This is a genomic window from Mediterranea massiliensis, assembly GCF_900128475.1.
Taxonomy (GTDB): Bacteria; Bacteroidota; Bacteroidia; order Bacteroidales; family Bacteroidaceae; genus Bacteroides; species Bacteroides massiliensis_E.
Genome location: NZ_LT635839.1, coordinates 399,630 through 414,804, shown reverse-complemented (window position 1 = coordinate 414,804; position 15,175 = coordinate 399,630). Strand labels below are relative to the sequence as shown.

The following is a 15,175-nucleotide window of genomic DNA, read 5'->3' as shown; positions in this document are numbered from 1 at the left end:
GGAAACGCCTGCTTTATAGATGGTTCCTTATACGAACAGACTGATCAGTGTTTCAGCATCAGGCCGCGCGGACCACAGTTGGACACAGAGAACGGCAGGTCCATCGGACCGTCGGACACCGCTTTCGTGCTCAGGTAGGCGCGCGTCTGCTTCGGACCCGGAATCATGGGGCTGTAGTCCAGCACGTGGCGCACGCGCAGACGCTGGTCGGCCGTAAACTCGTCCAGGTAGCTGTAGGCATAGTCCATGATGTTGTGCGAGGTGAACTCTTCGCCGGTGCGGCAGTTCGTACGCTTGAAGAGGCTCTCCCAGTCGAACGTGGCGGCATAGCCTTCCACACTCATCTGTTGGTAGATGCCCTGCACAAACGTCGTATAGTCCTGATAGTTATAGCTCGGCGTATCTCCGCAGAAATCCGTATCCATACATCCTACATTCGACTCGGAAAAGGCGTGGCGCAGGCCGAAGTAGTGTCCCAGCTCGTGGGCCAGCGTGATGCCGTCGTCCACCTGCTTGGTAATGATCTCCTTGTAGCTCTCGGGAGCATAAGGGGTGAGGGCATCGTCTACATTGCCCACGAAGGAGCTGTTGATGGACACGCCGCGCACGTAGGTGAGGTTGGCCAGCGTGATGTTCATGTCAGGCAATACATCGGTTCCCTCCATCGGATGGGAAGCCGTGGTGTAGGGGAAGGTGGAGATACCCAGAATGTTGCCCGAAGTGAAGCGGTATAACAGCACGTTGACATAGTCGTTGGGCTCCCACAGGAAGTGCACGTACTTACGCGTGTTGTCTTCCATGACGTCCGTAGGGTCGAGTTCGGCAGTCAGCCACTTCACGCGGTCGATACCCGGCTCCTTCAGCAGGTTGCCCTGCGGGTCGGTTTCGGCCAGGACGAACTCCATGTTCAGGTCTACCGCATTGGCGCCGCCCGCATTGCGGTACATGCGGTTCACGTCGTCAAGCATCGCATAGACCGACGATGCCGGAAGGTTTTGGGTAGAGTCGTTCTCGTCGGCATAGATGATGTGGAAGACGATGGGAATGCGGTATTTCAGTTCTTTTCCTTCTTCCAAGCCCTGCTGGCTGATGGTGATGACGTAATCGGCACCGAGCGAACTGACGGTCACCCGGCCCGTACGCGCCTCTCCCAGGTTGCCTTCCACTTCCACTACCAGCGTGTGGCTCAGCACACCTTCTTCCTTCGACACCTTGCACCAGTCGTTGTCACTGGTGGCGGTCCATTCGTTGTTGGTGGCAATCTCTATCTTGCAGAGGCCTCCTTCGTTGGAGATTTCCTTGAATTCGGTCTGCGAGAGTGTCAATGCAGGGTCGTCGTCGCTACAGCCGGCCATGAGCAGACAGAAGAACGACAACAGATATATCAGTTTAAGTTTCATGTTTTCTTGTTTAAAATGGATTGGGATATAGAGTTATTTCTTCACAGGACGGGCCACCGGCAGGTAGAATTCGCGGCCGAACTTCATCGGCTGGCCGACAACGGTCTGACGCACTTCGGACGGACGGTACGGAACCTGTGCCTGTTCGCCGCCTGCACGTTCAGCCGGAGTATCAATCTTCCGGTTGGGCAGTTTCAAAGCCTTGGTATCCGCATTGGCGCCTTCGATGATTTTCTTCAGCTCGTCGATGCTTCCCGCTTTTGACTGAATCAGCTGGCCGATGGACAGACGTTCTACCTTACTGTCAATGCCCTTATCGTCCTTAACGGACATGAAGCAGGAATAGCTGGCATTCCAGTCACTCAAGACATACGCATAATAATGTTGCTCGGCCGAAATGCTGGTCCAGTTAAAGGAAGTGTACAGTTCTATATCGCTCATCTGTTCGTAAATCTTGTCCACGAAGATGTACTTGGGGGCCTGAGTATTTTCTGAGGGCTCAAAGCGCATCACGACGATGGCACGCCCTGCCGTAGCTGCCGAATCACCAAAAATCTTGCCGGCTTCCTTGTCACCGTCGAAGTAGCCCAAACACTCACCCTTGATTTGTGCATCCGAGAATTGGGGAGCAGTGATGAACGACTTGTCGGCCTGTACGCGTGCCACCTTTCCCTCGTTGTCCAGCGCAAAGTAGCTCAGCGTATACGAGCGGCCCGGCACAAGATTCTTGTAGACGTTGCCGTAACGGGAACCCGGACGATAGTAGCTTTCATACAGGAAGGTGCTCATGGGCTTCTCGGGGTCGAAGCGCAGGCTTTCCTGGTAGGCCAGCTTCACTTCTTCCTCGATGGAAGCCTTGGCTTTGGCCTCGTTGTAGTCTTCGTCGGGCATCAGAAGGCTGGTATAGGGCAAAGTCTCGTCGGAAGGAAGGATGTTGAAGTCCACCTGATAGGGCGAAAGCGAATTGATGCTGTAAGTGAACGTCATCTGCGAGGGGTCGCCGTCCGACGGAGCGGCATTGAACTCGTAGCATTGCGGCTCGCTGACGATGCCCGTACCCACGTTGTAGGCAAAAGCCAGCACATAGTGCTTCACGCCGGGAGTCAGTGTGGCGGCAGGCGCTTCCTGTATGCCGCTCTTCACTACAAAGCCTACGAACGGGCCCTGCGATCTGACAAACTGCTCGGCAATCTGCATCGGAGTCATGTTCTTGGTCGTCTCGTCGTAAGGGTCGTAGCACAAGATGTAGGTTTGCTCCAAGTTTTCGGGCACAACCTTGATCTTGGCCGACGTGGCGGTTACATCCGTCACCTGGATGTCGAACTTCATGTCTATCATGCTGGTGTCGCCCTCCTTGGTGGTATAGACGTCCTTCTGAGGTTCGGACACGATGACGAAGGTCAAGGCGCCGTCCACTTCCACCGTCTTGAAGGCTGCTGCCATCCATACATACTCCGTCTTGCTCTGGAGGCCCGAGGCCGTCAGAGTCAGGTCGCCCTGGTGGAAAAGCTGTTGCAGAAGCTGGTCCACCACTTCGGGAGTGACACGACCGTCGGGAGCCAGCTGGGATACCCGATAGTTCATTTCTTCACTGAAGTAGGCATTCAGAATCTGCAAATCGTCCCATCCCATATCGGCCGCCTGCTGATACGTAGCCTTGGGGAAGGTGCAGAAATAGTAGTCCACTTCCTTATTGGACGGCTTCACGATGAACTCCGCAGCATTCGAGGTGGCCGTCGCCTGGATGTCAAACGAGCAATCCACCGACTCGGCAATGTCTGTCTGGAAGAACAGGTATTCGGCCTCTTCAGCCATGCGTGTCCCGTCCACGGCAAACGCCACCAGTTCGTAGATGCGCCCCGGCAACAGGTTCTCTATCTTGACGCTCTGGTCGCCTTTCAGGCTGATGGAAGCGACATACTGCTCGAAGGGGGTGCCTTTGTCTTCGGCCTGCTTCTTGAGGTCGTCCATCAGATAGGCAGGCAGTTCGCCCTTCGAAACGTGGTCGACCGTGTTCTTGTCCACATAAAGACACAGGTAAGGAATGTTGGCATCGGATGCCTTCACACTGAAGGAGAAGGTAGAAGTGGTAACTTCGCCTTCGGTCAGCGTCAGTACTTGCTTGCTAAGGTCCAGGTATGAGCTGTTGGCTTCCTCGTCGTCCTTACACGCACCAAAGGCGAACAGCACCAGCAAGCTGAATAGCGGGAAAAGGGTTTTGAATTTCATGTAACTTTTTTAATTTAATGATTTTTTATCAGAAAAAAAGTAAGTCTGCGCGCAATGACCCATCTCTCTCTCATGAAGCCTGCAAACCTATAGACAAATCGGACATGAGCAAAGAATTTTAGCGAAAAAATGCAATCGGGTCTTAAAAAAGATGCCTGCCCCGCCAGGCGCATTTAATTAAGGTATAAAAGTCCCCAAACAGACAAAAGCGTACACCGCCTGTCCGCCTGCTTCCAAAGGCCTTTCCTCTCTTTCCGAAGGGCAGGAGAAGGAGGATGTTGTTTACTATTTTCCCATGATATCGACACATTCTCCTTGTTTTTTACCCGCAAACCTGTAACTTTGCCGTAAAAACAGACACATGAAAACTATCAGCATCACAGATTCTCAAGAAATAGAAAAAATCATCCGCAGCTGCCCCTACTGCATGGTGGGCATCACCGACCAGGAAGGCCGTCCCTACGTCCTTCCCATGAACTTTGCATACGAGGAAGGCATCATCTACCTGCACTCCGGCCCCGAAGGCGGCAAACTTGAAATGGTCCGCCGGCATCCCGATGTGTGCATCACCTTCTGCGACGGACACGAACTGGTGTGGATGCACCAGCAGGTGGCCTGCTCGTACAGCATGAAGAGCCGCAGCGTCATCTGCCGCGGGCAGGTGGAGTTCGTGGACGACCTGGACGAGAAACGCCGCATCCTGACCCTCCTGATGAAGCACTACACCGACTATCCCTGCACCATGGGCGACCCGGCCGTGCGCAACGTACTGGTGTGGCGCATACGGGTAAAGGAAATGACCTGCAAATCCTTCGGATTGCGTCCGAGCGAGCTATAAATGAACAAGATGTAGGATATTTGGCAAGTTTTTGCTACCTTTGTTGCCACTTTGAACCATATATAAGGATATTCGGATGAGTCCATTCAATTTTACCCACATCTTGGCACGGACGGTAGACGAGCTTTCGGAAAGCGAATCCTACAAAGGCCTTTTCCACCAGCACACGGACGGCAACCCGCTCCCGTCGGGCAAGGTGTTGCAACAGATTGTCGAACTGACACGCGCCATCGTCTTCCCCGGCTACTTCGGCATATCGAACGTGAACAGCCGCACGGTGAAGTACCACATCGGTGTCTATGTAGAGCAATTGTTTGACCTGCTGGCCGAACAGATTCTGGCAGGCCTCTGCTTTGCCAACGACGAACAGGAAGAAGGATGCTGCAGCGAACAGCTCCGTCAGTCGGCCGCCGAAAAGGCGGCGGGCTTCATCGCCACCCTGCCTGAAATGCGCCGCATCCTGGCCACCGACGTCGAAGCCGCGTACAACGGCGACCCCGCCGCCCACTCCTTCGGCGAAGTCATCAGCTGCTATCCGGCCATCCGCGCCATCAGCAACTACCGCATGGCCCACCAGCTGCTGTGCCTCGGCGTGCCCCTCATCCCCCGCATCATCACCGAAATGGCGCATAGCGAGACGGGCATCGACATCCATCCAGGCGCGCAGATTGGACATCACTTCACCATCGACCACGGCACAGGCGTGGTTATCGGCGAAACCTGCATCATCGGCAACAATGTCAAGCTCTACCAGGGCGTCACCTTGGGAGCCAAGAGCTTCCCGCTCGATGCCGACGGCAAGCCCATCAAGGGAATTCCCCGCCATCCCATTCTGGAAGACGACGTCATTGTCTACTCCAACGCCACCATCCTGGGGCGCATCACCGTGGGGCGCGGCGCTACCGTAGGCGGCAACATCTGGGTAACCGAAAACGTTCCTGCCGGCGCACGCATCGTACAGACCAAGGCCAAGAAATGAAGGCACACGAGGGAAAGGAACACTGAAATCTGAATTCTGAAATCTGAAATAAATAGAAATGAACGAACAACCTTCTTTTGAGATGATAGCCAAGACCTTCCAAGGTCTGGAAGAAGTACTGGCACAGGAACTGACGGAACTGGGTGCCGATAACATAGAGATAGGCCGGAGAATGGTATCTTTTACGGGCGACAAAGCAATGCTTTACAAAGCCAACTTCTGCCTGCGTACCGCCGTCCGCATCCTGAAGCCGTTGAAGCACTTCACCGCCCACGATGCCGACGAGGTGTACAACGAGGTGAAAGCCATCCGCTGGGAAGACTATCTGACGATAGACAAATCGTTTGCCGTTGACGCCGTCGTGTTCAGCGAGGAGTTCCGCCACAGCAAGTTCGTGTCCTACCGCGTGAAGGATGCCATCGTCGACTATTTCCGCGAGAAGACCGGCAAGCGGCCCAACGTGCGCATCAGCAAGCCCGACGTGCTGCTCAACATCCACATCGCCGAAAGCTCCTGCACCTTGTCGCTCGACTCGAGCGGCGAGTCACTCCACCGCCGCGGCTATCGCCAGGAAGCCGTCGAGGCTCCGCTGAACGAAGTGCTGGCCGCTGGCATGATTCTGATGACAGGATGGAGGGGAGAATGCGACCTCATTGACCCCATGTGCGGTTCGGGTACCATCCCCATAGAAGCAGCCCTCATCGCCCGCAACATCGCACCCGGCGTCTTCCGTCAGGAATTTGCCTTCGAGAAGTGGCCCGACTTCGACCGCGACCTCTTCGACGCCATCTACAACGACGACAGCCAGGAGCGTGAGTTCGCCCACAAGATATACGGCTACGACAACAATCCGAAAGCCAACGAGATAGCCACCCGCAACGTCAAGGCGGCTGGAGTCACAAAAGATATCGTCCTAAAGTTGCAACCCTTCCAGCAATTCGAGCAGCCGCAGGAGAAATCCATCATCATCACCAACCCGCCCTACGGCGAACGCATCTCAACGGACGACCTGCTGGGCCTCTACGAGATGATAGGCGAACGCCTGAAACACGCCTTTACGGGCAACACCGCTTGGATACTCTCTTACCGTGACGAATGTTTCGACCAGATAGGCCTGAAGGCCAGCGCACGCATTCCGCTCTTCAACGGTGCTCTGGAATGCCAGTTCCGCAAATACGAAATCTTCGACGGCAAGTACAAGGATTTCCGCGCCGAAGGCGAAGAGTTGAAAAAAGAACAGCGTGAATCACGCCCTGCCGCCCGCAAAGACTCCAAGCCCCGCGAACGGCGCAGTTTTGGCGATGGCGAGAAGAAAGAGTTCAAGCCCCGGGGCGAACGGAGAGACTTCGCTCCGCGTGAAAAGAAGGAGTTCAAGAAAGACTTCAAGAGCGAACGCAAACCGCGTTCGGGCGAGTCGTACCCTGAAAGGAAAAGAAGAGAAAGAGATAAACAATAACGTTTCATAAGGCGGCAACGGAATTTCCATGGACGAACTGTCAGTCATAGAAAACAAGATATACGAAATCAGAGGACAGAAGGTAATGCTGGACTTTGACTTGGCTGAGATGTATGAGGTAGAAACAAAATATCTCAAGCGGATTGTCAGGAGAAACATGATACGTTTCCCTGAAGATTTCCTCTTCCAGCTCTCCAATGAAGAGCTTAACTCATTGACAATCAAATTGAGGTGCCAATTTGGCACCTCAAACAAAGGAGGACTGCGCTATGCACCTTTTGCCTTTACAGAACAAGGCGTAGCCATGCTTTCCGGATTGCTGAACAGTCCCCGCGCCATCCAGGTCAACATCAATATCATGCGCGCCTTCGTCCGCATGAGACAATATCTGCTGACCCATGCTCCGAAACAGGAGTTGGAAGAGTTGCGCAAACGCATCGAGTATCTTGAAGAAGACATTTCATCCGACAGGGAGAATTACGAACAGCAGTTCGACGAACTGTTTTCCGCCTTTGCCCGCCTCAGCGCTACCATTCAGAGCAAAACGGCCCCATTGGGACGAGTGGAGGTGAAAGGCTTCCGAAAAGAAAGTAATGAAACAGATAATACCCATAACCCACAAGAATATGAAGATCATCAGTAAAGGCATCATCGCACTGCTGCTTGCCGTGCCCGCCTTATCAGGAACATCCATTATGGCACAAGAAACTGCAACGAACGAACTGAAATACCCCACGCTGGAAGACCTCATCCCCGGCGGAGCAACCTACCGCTACGCCGAGAGCCTCTACGGCCTGCAGTGGTGGGGCGACCAGTGCATCAAGCCGGGCATCGACTCCCTCGTGGCCGTCAACCCCAAGAACGGTAAGGAGACATTGCTCACGACCCGTGAAAGCATCAACCAGGCACTCGAAGCCGAAAAGCTGGGCAAGCTGTCGCACCTCTACAACGTACAGCTGCCGTGGGAAGACCAAACGAAACTCCTCATCGCCCTGCCCGGCCGATACATCACCTACGACTGGAAGGCAGGAAAGGCTACCAATGTCCTGACTTTTGACAAGCAGGCCGCCAACACGGACTATACCGTGGCAGGCGGACACGTGGCCTACACCCTGAAAAACAACCTCTACGTGGACAACAAGCAGGTGACCGACGAACCCGAAGGCATCGTGTGCGGACAATCGGTTCACCGCAACGAGTTCGGCATCTCCAAAGGCACCTTCTGGAGCCCGAAAGGCACGCTGCTGGCCTTCTACCGCATGGACGAATCGATGGTAACCCAATATCCGCTGGTAGACATCACCGCACGTGTGGGTGAGGTGAACAACATCCGCTACCCCATGGCCGGCATGACGAGCCATAAGGTACAGGTGGGCATCTACAACCCTGCCAACGGCCAGACCGTCTACCTGAACACAGGCGACCCCACCGACCGCTACTTCACCAACATCGCGTGGGCAGCCGACGAGAAGTCGCTCTTCCTCATTGAGCTGAACCGCGACCAGAACCACTCCAAGCTCTGCCAATACAACGCCGCATCGGGCGAACTGATGCAGGTGCTCATCGAGGAGACGCATCCCAAGTATGTGGAGCCGCAGAACCCCATCCAGTTCCTGCCGTGGGATAGCAACAAGTTCATCTACCAAAGTCAATGCGACGGTTACAACCACCTCTATCTGTACGACCTGAAGCAACTCCACGCCATCCAGCCCCAGAAGCTCACCAAAGGAGAGGTAGAGAAACTGTGGAAGACTATCGAGAAGGCCGGAAAGGGAAAGACTCCCGCCGGAGCCGCAGGCGTACAGCTCACTTCGGGTGAATGGCTCGTACAGAGCATCCTGGGCTTCAACGCCAAGAAGAAGGAAGTCATCATCGCCGCCACCAAAGAGTCGCCCCTGCAGAGCAATATATATAAGGTAAGCATTGCCAACGGCAAGCTGACTCCGATAGACAACGGTCAGGGTGTGCACAACGCGCAACTCTCTGCCTCGGGCACCTACCTGCTGGACAACTGGTCGGCCCCCGATGCACCTCGCGTCATCGACATCACATCCACTGCCAACGGCAAGGAGACCGTTCGCCTGCTCACCGCCGCCAATCCCTTCGAAGGCTTCAAGATGCCCAGCGTGGAAGTAGGTACCCTCAAGGCTGCCGACGGCAAGACCGACCTCTACTACCGCATCATCAAGCCCGCCGACTTCGACCCGACGAAGAAATATCCTGCAATTGTCTACGTCTACGGCGGCCCGCACGCCCAGCTGATTGTCAACAACTGGAACTACGCCGCCCGCGGCTGGGACCTCTATATGGCCAACAAGGGCTACATCCTCTTTACCCTCGACAACCGAGGCAGTTCGAACCGCGGCCTGGAGTTTGAAAACTGCACCTTCCGCCACCTCGGCATCGAGGAAGGCAAAGACCAGGTGAAAGGCGTCGAGTTCCTTCAGTCGCTGCCCTACGTGGACGGCAACCGCATTGGCGTGCACGGCTGGAGCTTCGGCGGCCACATGACCACGGCCCTGATGTTGCGCTACCCCAACCTCTTCAAGGTGGGCGTGGCAGGCGGCCCCGTCATCGACTGGAGCTACTACGAAGTGATGTACGGCGAACGCTACATGGACACTCCGCAGACCAACCCCGAAGGCTACAAGCAGTGCAACCTGAAGAACTTGGCTCCCAACCTCAAGGGTCACCTGATGATTATCCACGACGACCACGACGACACCTGTGTGCCCCAGCATACCCTGTCGTTCATAAAGGCTTGCGTCGATGCACGCACTTATCCCGATCTCTTCATCTATCCCGGCCACAAACACAACGTACTGGGCCGCGACCGTGTACATTTGCACGAGAAGATTACAAGATATTTCGAGGACTATTTATAAAGACAAACGATATAATAGCATAAAGTCATGAAAATATTACTCTTAGGCTCGGGCGGCCGTGAACATGCCCTGGCATGGAAGATAGCCCAAAGCCCCAAAGTGGAGAAGCTCTACATCGCCCCTGGCAACGCAGGTACACACGGAGCGGGCGAGAACGTGGACATCAAGGCTACGGATTTCCCCGCCATCAAGGACTTCGTTCTGAAGAACGGAGTGGAAATGATTGTAGTGGGACCCGAAGACCCGCTGGTAAAAGGCATCTACGACTACTTTGCCGCAGACGCCGCCACAAACCATATTGCCGTAATAGGCCCCACGAAGGCCGGAGCCACACTGGAAGGCAGCAAGGAGTTCGCTAAGGGCTTCATGCAGCGCCACCATATCCCCACAGCCCGCTACAAAAGCATCACCGCCACCAATCTGGAAGAAGGCTTCGCCTTCCTCGAAAGCCTCGAAGCCCCCTACGTGCTGAAGGCCGACGGTCTCTGTGCCGGCAAGGGTGTGCTCATCCTGCCCACGTTGGACGAAGCCAAGCGTGAACTGAAGGAGATGTTGGGCGGCATGTTCGGCGATGCCAGTGCCACGGTGGTCATCGAAGAGTTCCTCAGCGGCATCGAATGCTCCGTCTTCGTACTGACTGACGGACGTCACTACAAGGTGTTGCCCGTAGCCAAAGACTACAAACGCATCGGTGAAGGCGACAAGGGCCTGAACACCGGCGGTATGGGTAGTGTGACGCCCGTTCCCTTTGCCGACGATGCCTTCATGGAAAAAGTACGCACCCGCATCATCGAGCCCACCATCAACGGCCTCATAGAAGAGAACATCCTCTACAAGGGCTTCATCTTCCTGGGCCTTATCAACGTGAAAGGTGAGCCAATGGTCATCGAATACAACGTCCGCATGGGTGACCCCGAGACGGAAAGCGTGATGCTGCGCATCCAGAGTGACCTGGTGGACTTGTTCGAAGGCGTACGCGACGGCAACCTCGACACCAAAGAGCTGGTTCTCGATCCGCGCACGGCCGCCTGCGTGATGCTGGTGAGCGGCGGATACCCCGAAGCCTACGAGAAAGGCAAGGTGATGACCGGCTTGGAGCAGGCAGCCACCACGGACAGCATCCTCTTTCACGCCGGCACGGCACAGAAGGACGGTCAGGTAGTGACCAACGGCGGACGCGTCATTGCCGTCTGCTCGTACGGCAACAGCAAGGAAGAAGCCCTGCAGAAGAGCTACCGTGTGGCCGACCTGATTGACTTCGAGAAGAAATACTTCCGCCGCGACATCGGCTTCGACCTCTAACCGACCCACCCGCAAGCCGATGAGAAACCGACGGTTTCAGAACAAAGTGACGGCAGGCAGGTTCACCCTGCCTGCCGCCATGCTGATAACCATTATCTGCTGGATAGTGGCTGCTCCACTATACTCCCATACAGAGGTGCCCATGACGGCCCCCCAATGGCTCTGCAACCTGACAACAGAAACATTTCCCCATTGGCTTGTGTTGCTGATTAGTTTTGTTTTACACGGAGCCATCGCCTTCTTCCTCATCAACCTGAACAATGCATTTGCCCTGATCCGCGTCAGAGCATCCATACAAAGTGCCATCTATTTCCTGCTGATAGGAGCCTGTCCGTTTGCTCACGGAACGTTGTCCGGATTATTGTGTACGGTCTGTTATCTGATTGCGATACAATTATTATTTGCCAGTTATCGCGAAGAATGCACTTCCAGCCAACTGTTTCATTCCTTCGCCTTAGCAGGTATCGCAGGTATCATCGCTCCTCCATATATGCTGCTGGCTCCCCTGCTTTGGATAGGAGCTTTCAGCTTTTATGCGCTGAATGCCAGAAGCCTGGCTGCCTCCGTTGTAGGTTTCGCCTTTCCCTGGTGGCTACTGTTGGGATATGCCACACTGACTGGGAATCTGACAGATTTTTTCCAACGCATCATTGAAATACAGGTTTTCCAGCCTATCGGTATGGGATTCGAAGCCATACCCGGAGTTTCCTTGCTGTTTCTGTTTCTACTTTTTACTGTCAGTGCTGTCCATTGCATCGTGGCCGGCTACGAGGATAAGATACGCACGCGTACCTATCTGTATTTCCTGTCATTCTTCGGCCTTTGTCTCTACATCTATGTTTTCCTGCAGCCTTTCCTGTTCGTCAGCTTCTGCCCGATACTGCTGTGCATCACCAGTATCCTGGCCGGCCATCTGTTTGCCCTGACCAACAACCGTCTGTCCAATGCATTCTTCATCTTCTCGCTGACAGGCACACTGGCTCTCTTCATTTTCAACCTGATATGGACGCTTTTGTAGATTCACTCATCCAACTGCTGATCGACTGGGGGTATGTGGGTCTGTTCCTGTCGGCCCTGCTGGCAGGCAGCATCCTGCCCTTCAGTTCCGAACTGGTGCTCGTCGCCCTGGTCAAACTGGGCCTGAGCCCGACACTCTGCGTGCTCTCCGCAGCCGTGGGCAACACTGTAGGCGGACTGACCTGCTACTACATGGGCCGCCTGGGCAAGACGGAGTGGATAGAGAAATATTTTAAGGTAAAGCGGGAAAAGGTGGACAGCATGATGCGCTTCCTCCAGGGAAAAGGTGCCCTGATGGCCTTCTTCGCCTTCCTCCCTTTCGTGGGCGAAGCCATTGCCATCGCGTTGGGATTCATGCGCAGTAACACTGCACTGACTACCCTCTCCATGTTTGCCGGCAAGCTGCTCCGCTACATAGCGATGTTGTGGGCCCTCCAAGGAGCCATTTCGGCAGCAGGTTTCTAACAACTCATTGAGAAAAAGCCATGCACAGAACCATCGAACTGACTCAGGACGGCAGCGCCACGCTCTACGTGCCCGAACTGGACGAACATTATCATTCGGTGAAGGGAGCCCGTACCGAGTCGCAGCACATCTTCATCGACATGGGACTGAAAGCCTCAACAGCCCCTGCACCGCGAATACTTGAAGCGGGCTTCGGTACCGGCCTCAACGCCCTGCTCACCCTGCAGGAAGCCGAACGAACCGGACGCTCCGTCCACTACACCGGCATCGAGCTCTATCCGCTGGCGTGGCCCGAGGTAGAGGCCCTTCACTACAGCGACGACCCGCGCCTGCGCCTCCTCCACGAAGCGCCGTGGGAAGAGGAAGTGCAGCTGACGCCCACCTTCCGACTGCTGAAGCTGTGCCGCGACCTGAGCTGCTGGCAGGCCGACGACGAACACCCATCCCTACGTTGTGACCTCGTCTACTTCGATGCCTTTGCACCCGAAAAACAGCCTGCCCTGTGGACACCCGAGGTCTTCCGTAACCTGTACCGTTGCCTCTCGTCAGGAGGCGTCCTCACCACCTACTGCGCCAAGGGAGCCGTGCGGCGCCTGTTGCAGCAGACGGGCTTCCGCACCGAACGCCTGCCCGGCCCGCCGGGAGGCAAGCGCGAGATACTGCGGGCCACGAAGCCCTGACCCACCGTCCCAAGCAGCTGGCAGGCGGTTCGGAAAGAAAAGAAGGATTCTTCGCCATAAATTGCCATATTCTTCTTATCTTTGCAATGTTTTACATTATTTAAAGGAATAGGAGTAAAGTTTACAGGATATGAAGAAGATATACGCCATAGGACTGCTGGTCCTGCTGCTGGCCGCCTGCAAGCCTGCCGGACAAAAAACGAAGGCCGACGACGGCGACACGAAACCCGTCATCACCGTCACCATCGAACCGCTGCGCTACTTCACCGAAGCCATTGCCGGCGACCGTTTCGACGTGGTCAGCATGGTGCCTAAAGGCAGCAGCCCCGAAACCTATGACCCCACCCCCGCCCAACTGATGTCGCTCTCCAAGAGTACGGCCTATCTGCGCATCGGCTACATCGGCTTCGAACAGACGTGGATGGACAAGCTGACGGACAACGCTCCCCACTTGCAGGTGTTCGACACCTCACGGGGCATCGACCTCATCCTTCAGGACGGCCTGCCCGAAGAGCTGCATGAGGACGAGCCCTACCACATCCACCAGGGCCCCGAACCCCACGTGTGGAACTCGCCCGCCAACGCCCGCATCATCGCGGCCAACATTCTGAAGGCCCTCAGCGCCCTTGACAGTCACCATCGCGACGACTACCTGGCCCGCTACGACAGCCTGTGCACCGTCATCGACCGCACCGACAGCCTCTGCCGCCAGATGCTGTCCCAGCCCGGAGCCGACCATGCCTTCATGATTTATCATCCCGCCCTCAGCTACTTCGCCCGCGACTACGGTCTGCTGCAGCTCTCCATCGAGGCGGAAGGCAAAGAACCCTCGCCCGCACACCTGAAGGAACTCATCAACGCCTGCAAGCAGGAAGACATCCACGTCATCTTCGTGCAGCCCGAGTTCGACCGCCGCAACGCCGATCTCATCGCCCGGCAGACAGGCACCCGCGTCGTGGACATCAATCCCCTGGCCTACGACTGGGAGGCGGAGATGCTGAAAACAGCGCGTGAATTGGCAACGGACAATTGATAATGGACAACCATCCCCAAGCATCAATTTTCCATTCTCCATTATTAATGATCCATTCCCATGACCCCTCTCATCGAAATACAGAACCTCAACGCCGGCTACGACGGCCGCACCGTGCTGCGCGACGTAGACCTCACCGTCTACGACCGCGACTTTCTGGGCATCATCGGCCCCAACGGAGGTGGTAAGACCACACTCATCAAGTGCATCCTCGGCCTGCTGAAGCCGCAGAGCGGCACCATCACCTTCCATCCGCAACGCCCGGCCGACGGACAGGCGTCGCTTACCATCGGCTACCTGCCCCAGTACACAGCCATCGACCGCAAGTTTCCCATCACCGTCCAGGAGGTCATCCTCTCGGGCCTCAGCAGCCGCAAGGGCCTCAGCGCACGCTTCACTGCCGACGAGCGCGCCAAGGCCGCCCAGGTCATCGCCCGCATGGGGCTGGAGGGAATGGAGCAGAAGGCTATCGGCGCCCTGAGCGGCGGACAGCTGCAACGCGCCCTGCTGGGACGGGCTGTCGTCTCCGACCCCGAGGTCGTCATCCTCGACGAGCCTGCCACCTACCTGGACCGCCGCTTCGAGGCACGCCTCTACCAGCTGCTGGCCGAAATCAACCGCGACTGCGCCATCATTCTCGTGAGCCACGACATCGGCACCGTGCTCCAGCAGGTGAAGTCCATCGCCTGCGTCAACGAGACGCTGCACTACCACCCCGACACGGGCATCACGGGCGAGTGGCTGGAGCAAAACTTCAACTGTCCCATCGAGCTGCTGGGCCATGGCAACCTGCCCCACCGCATCCTGGGCAAGCACACCTCGTAGTCCACATCCCGAAAGCTCCGACCTCATGTCGAAAAGGAAGCAATGTTTTCCTCCAAAGAAAGCAAT

The 15,175-nt window shown here is 55.9% G+C and carries 13 protein-coding genes; 11 read left to right on the top strand and 2 right to left on the bottom strand.

What is annotated here, in order from left to right; genetic code table 11:
- Nucleotides 1-44: 44 nt before the first annotated feature.
- On the bottom strand, nucleotides 45-1,400 hold the full coding sequence (locus BQ7483_RS15210) for a zinc-dependent metalloproteinase lipoprotein (RefSeq protein ID WP_022021821.1): 1,356 nt from the start codon (nucleotides 1,398-1,400) through the stop codon (nucleotides 45-47).
- A 33-nt stretch (nucleotides 1,401-1,433) separates the two neighbouring features.
- Nucleotides 1,434-3,629: a hypothetical protein gene (locus tag BQ7483_RS15205; protein WP_072546472.1), complete on the bottom strand. Its 2,196-nt coding sequence runs from the start codon at nucleotides 3,627-3,629 to the stop codon at nucleotides 1,434-1,436.
- A 361-nt stretch (nucleotides 3,630-3,990) separates the two neighbouring features.
- Here BQ7483_RS15205 and BQ7483_RS15200 point away from each other — a divergent pair, with 361 nt between their 5' ends.
- The 11 genes from BQ7483_RS15200 to BQ7483_RS15150 all read left to right on the top strand — a co-directional run bounded on the left by BQ7483_RS15200 (nucleotide 3,991) and on the right by BQ7483_RS15150 (nucleotide 15,109).
- Entirely contained in the window at nucleotides 3,991-4,467 is a 477-nt protein-coding gene (locus BQ7483_RS15200) for a pyridoxamine 5'-phosphate oxidase family protein (RefSeq protein ID WP_072546471.1), read from the top strand.
- 76 nt (nucleotides 4,468-4,543) lie between these two features.
- Nucleotides 4,544-5,446 carry a serine O-acetyltransferase gene (locus tag BQ7483_RS15195; RefSeq protein WP_072546470.1) on the top strand — a complete coding sequence of 301 codons (903 nt, stop codon included), beginning with the start codon at nucleotides 4,544-4,546 and terminating at the stop codon, nucleotides 5,444-5,446.
- Nucleotides 5,447-5,504: 58 nt separating this feature from the next.
- On the top strand, nucleotides 5,505-6,902 hold the full coding sequence (locus BQ7483_RS15190; RefSeq protein ID WP_072546469.1) for a THUMP domain-containing class I SAM-dependent RNA methyltransferase: 1,398 nt from the start codon (nucleotides 5,505-5,507) through the stop codon (nucleotides 6,900-6,902).
- 28 nt (nucleotides 6,903-6,930) lie between these two features.
- Nucleotides 6,931-7,545 carry an ORF6N domain-containing protein gene (locus tag BQ7483_RS15185; RefSeq protein WP_072546468.1) on the top strand — a complete coding sequence of 205 codons (615 nt, stop codon included), beginning with the start codon at nucleotides 6,931-6,933 and terminating at the stop codon, nucleotides 7,543-7,545.
- Complete coding sequence (locus BQ7483_RS15180) at nucleotides 7,529-9,787, top strand: S9 family peptidase (RefSeq protein ID WP_072546467.1); 2,259 nt, start codon at nucleotides 7,529-7,531, stop codon at nucleotides 9,785-9,787. Before BQ7483_RS15185 ends, BQ7483_RS15180 begins: the two co-directional genes overlap by 17 nt.
- 27 nt (nucleotides 9,788-9,814) lie before the next feature.
- Nucleotides 9,815-11,089 (top strand): phosphoribosylamine--glycine ligase, encoded by a 1,275-nt coding sequence (gene purD, locus BQ7483_RS15175; RefSeq protein WP_072546466.1) that lies wholly within the window; start codon nucleotides 9,815-9,817, stop codon nucleotides 11,087-11,089.
- A 19-nt stretch (nucleotides 11,090-11,108) separates the two neighbouring features.
- Nucleotides 11,109-12,107 (top strand): hypothetical protein, encoded by a 999-nt coding sequence (locus BQ7483_RS15170; RefSeq protein ID WP_072546465.1) that lies wholly within the window; start codon nucleotides 11,109-11,111, stop codon nucleotides 12,105-12,107.
- Entirely contained in the window at nucleotides 12,092-12,571 is a 480-nt protein-coding gene (locus BQ7483_RS15165) for a YqaA family protein (RefSeq protein ID WP_022021812.1), read from the top strand. The genes BQ7483_RS15170 and BQ7483_RS15165 overlap by 16 nt, the downstream gene beginning before the upstream one ends.
- A gap of 20 nt (nucleotides 12,572-12,591) precedes the next feature.
- Nucleotides 12,592-13,251, top strand: a complete 660-nt coding sequence (gene mnmD, locus BQ7483_RS15160) for a tRNA (5-methylaminomethyl-2-thiouridine)(34)-methyltransferase MnmC2 (RefSeq protein ID WP_072546464.1) — start codon at nucleotides 12,592-12,594, stop codon at nucleotides 13,249-13,251.
- Nucleotides 13,252-13,381: 130 nt separating this feature from the next.
- Nucleotides 13,382-14,284, top strand: coding sequence for a metal ABC transporter solute-binding protein, Zn/Mn family (locus tag BQ7483_RS15155; protein ID WP_072546463.1), 903 nt, complete (start codon nucleotides 13,382-13,384; stop codon nucleotides 14,282-14,284).
- A gap of 60 nt (nucleotides 14,285-14,344) precedes the next feature.
- A complete protein-coding gene (locus BQ7483_RS15150) occupies nucleotides 14,345-15,109 on the top strand; it encodes a metal ABC transporter ATP-binding protein (protein WP_083535760.1) in 765 nt (254 codons plus the stop codon).
- Nucleotides 15,110-15,175: the final 66 nt, after the last annotated feature.

Coding starts and splice junctions, on each gene's coding strand:
- BQ7483_RS15210 (WP_022021821.1), bottom strand. CDS start 1,400: ATGAAACTTAAACTGATATATCTGTTGTCGTTCTTCTGTCTGCTCATG.
- BQ7483_RS15205 (WP_072546472.1), bottom strand. CDS start 3,629: ATGAAATTCAAAACCCTTTTCCCGCTATTCAGCTTGCTGGTGCTGTTC.
- BQ7483_RS15200 (WP_072546471.1), top strand. CDS start 3,991: ATGAAAACTATCAGCATCACAGATTCTCAAGAAATAGAAAAAATCATC.
- BQ7483_RS15195 (WP_072546470.1), top strand. CDS start 4,544: ATGAGTCCATTCAATTTTACCCACATCTTGGCACGGACGGTAGACGAG.
- BQ7483_RS15190 (WP_072546469.1), top strand. CDS start 5,505: ATGAACGAACAACCTTCTTTTGAGATGATAGCCAAGACCTTCCAAGGT.
- BQ7483_RS15185 (WP_072546468.1), top strand. CDS start 6,931: ATGGACGAACTGTCAGTCATAGAAAACAAGATATACGAAATCAGAGGA.
- BQ7483_RS15180 (WP_072546467.1), top strand. CDS start 7,529: ATGAAGATCATCAGTAAAGGCATCATCGCACTGCTGCTTGCCGTGCCC.
- purD (WP_072546466.1), top strand. CDS start 9,815: ATGAAAATATTACTCTTAGGCTCGGGCGGCCGTGAACATGCCCTGGCA.
- BQ7483_RS15170 (WP_072546465.1), top strand. CDS start 11,109: ATGAGAAACCGACGGTTTCAGAACAAAGTGACGGCAGGCAGGTTCACC.
- BQ7483_RS15165 (WP_022021812.1), top strand. CDS start 12,092: ATGGACGCTTTTGTAGATTCACTCATCCAACTGCTGATCGACTGGGGG.
- mnmD (WP_072546464.1), top strand. CDS start 12,592: ATGCACAGAACCATCGAACTGACTCAGGACGGCAGCGCCACGCTCTAC.
- BQ7483_RS15155 (WP_072546463.1), top strand. CDS start 13,382: ATGAAGAAGATATACGCCATAGGACTGCTGGTCCTGCTGCTGGCCGCC.
- BQ7483_RS15150 (WP_083535760.1), top strand. CDS start 14,345: ATGACCCCTCTCATCGAAATACAGAACCTCAACGCCGGCTACGACGGC.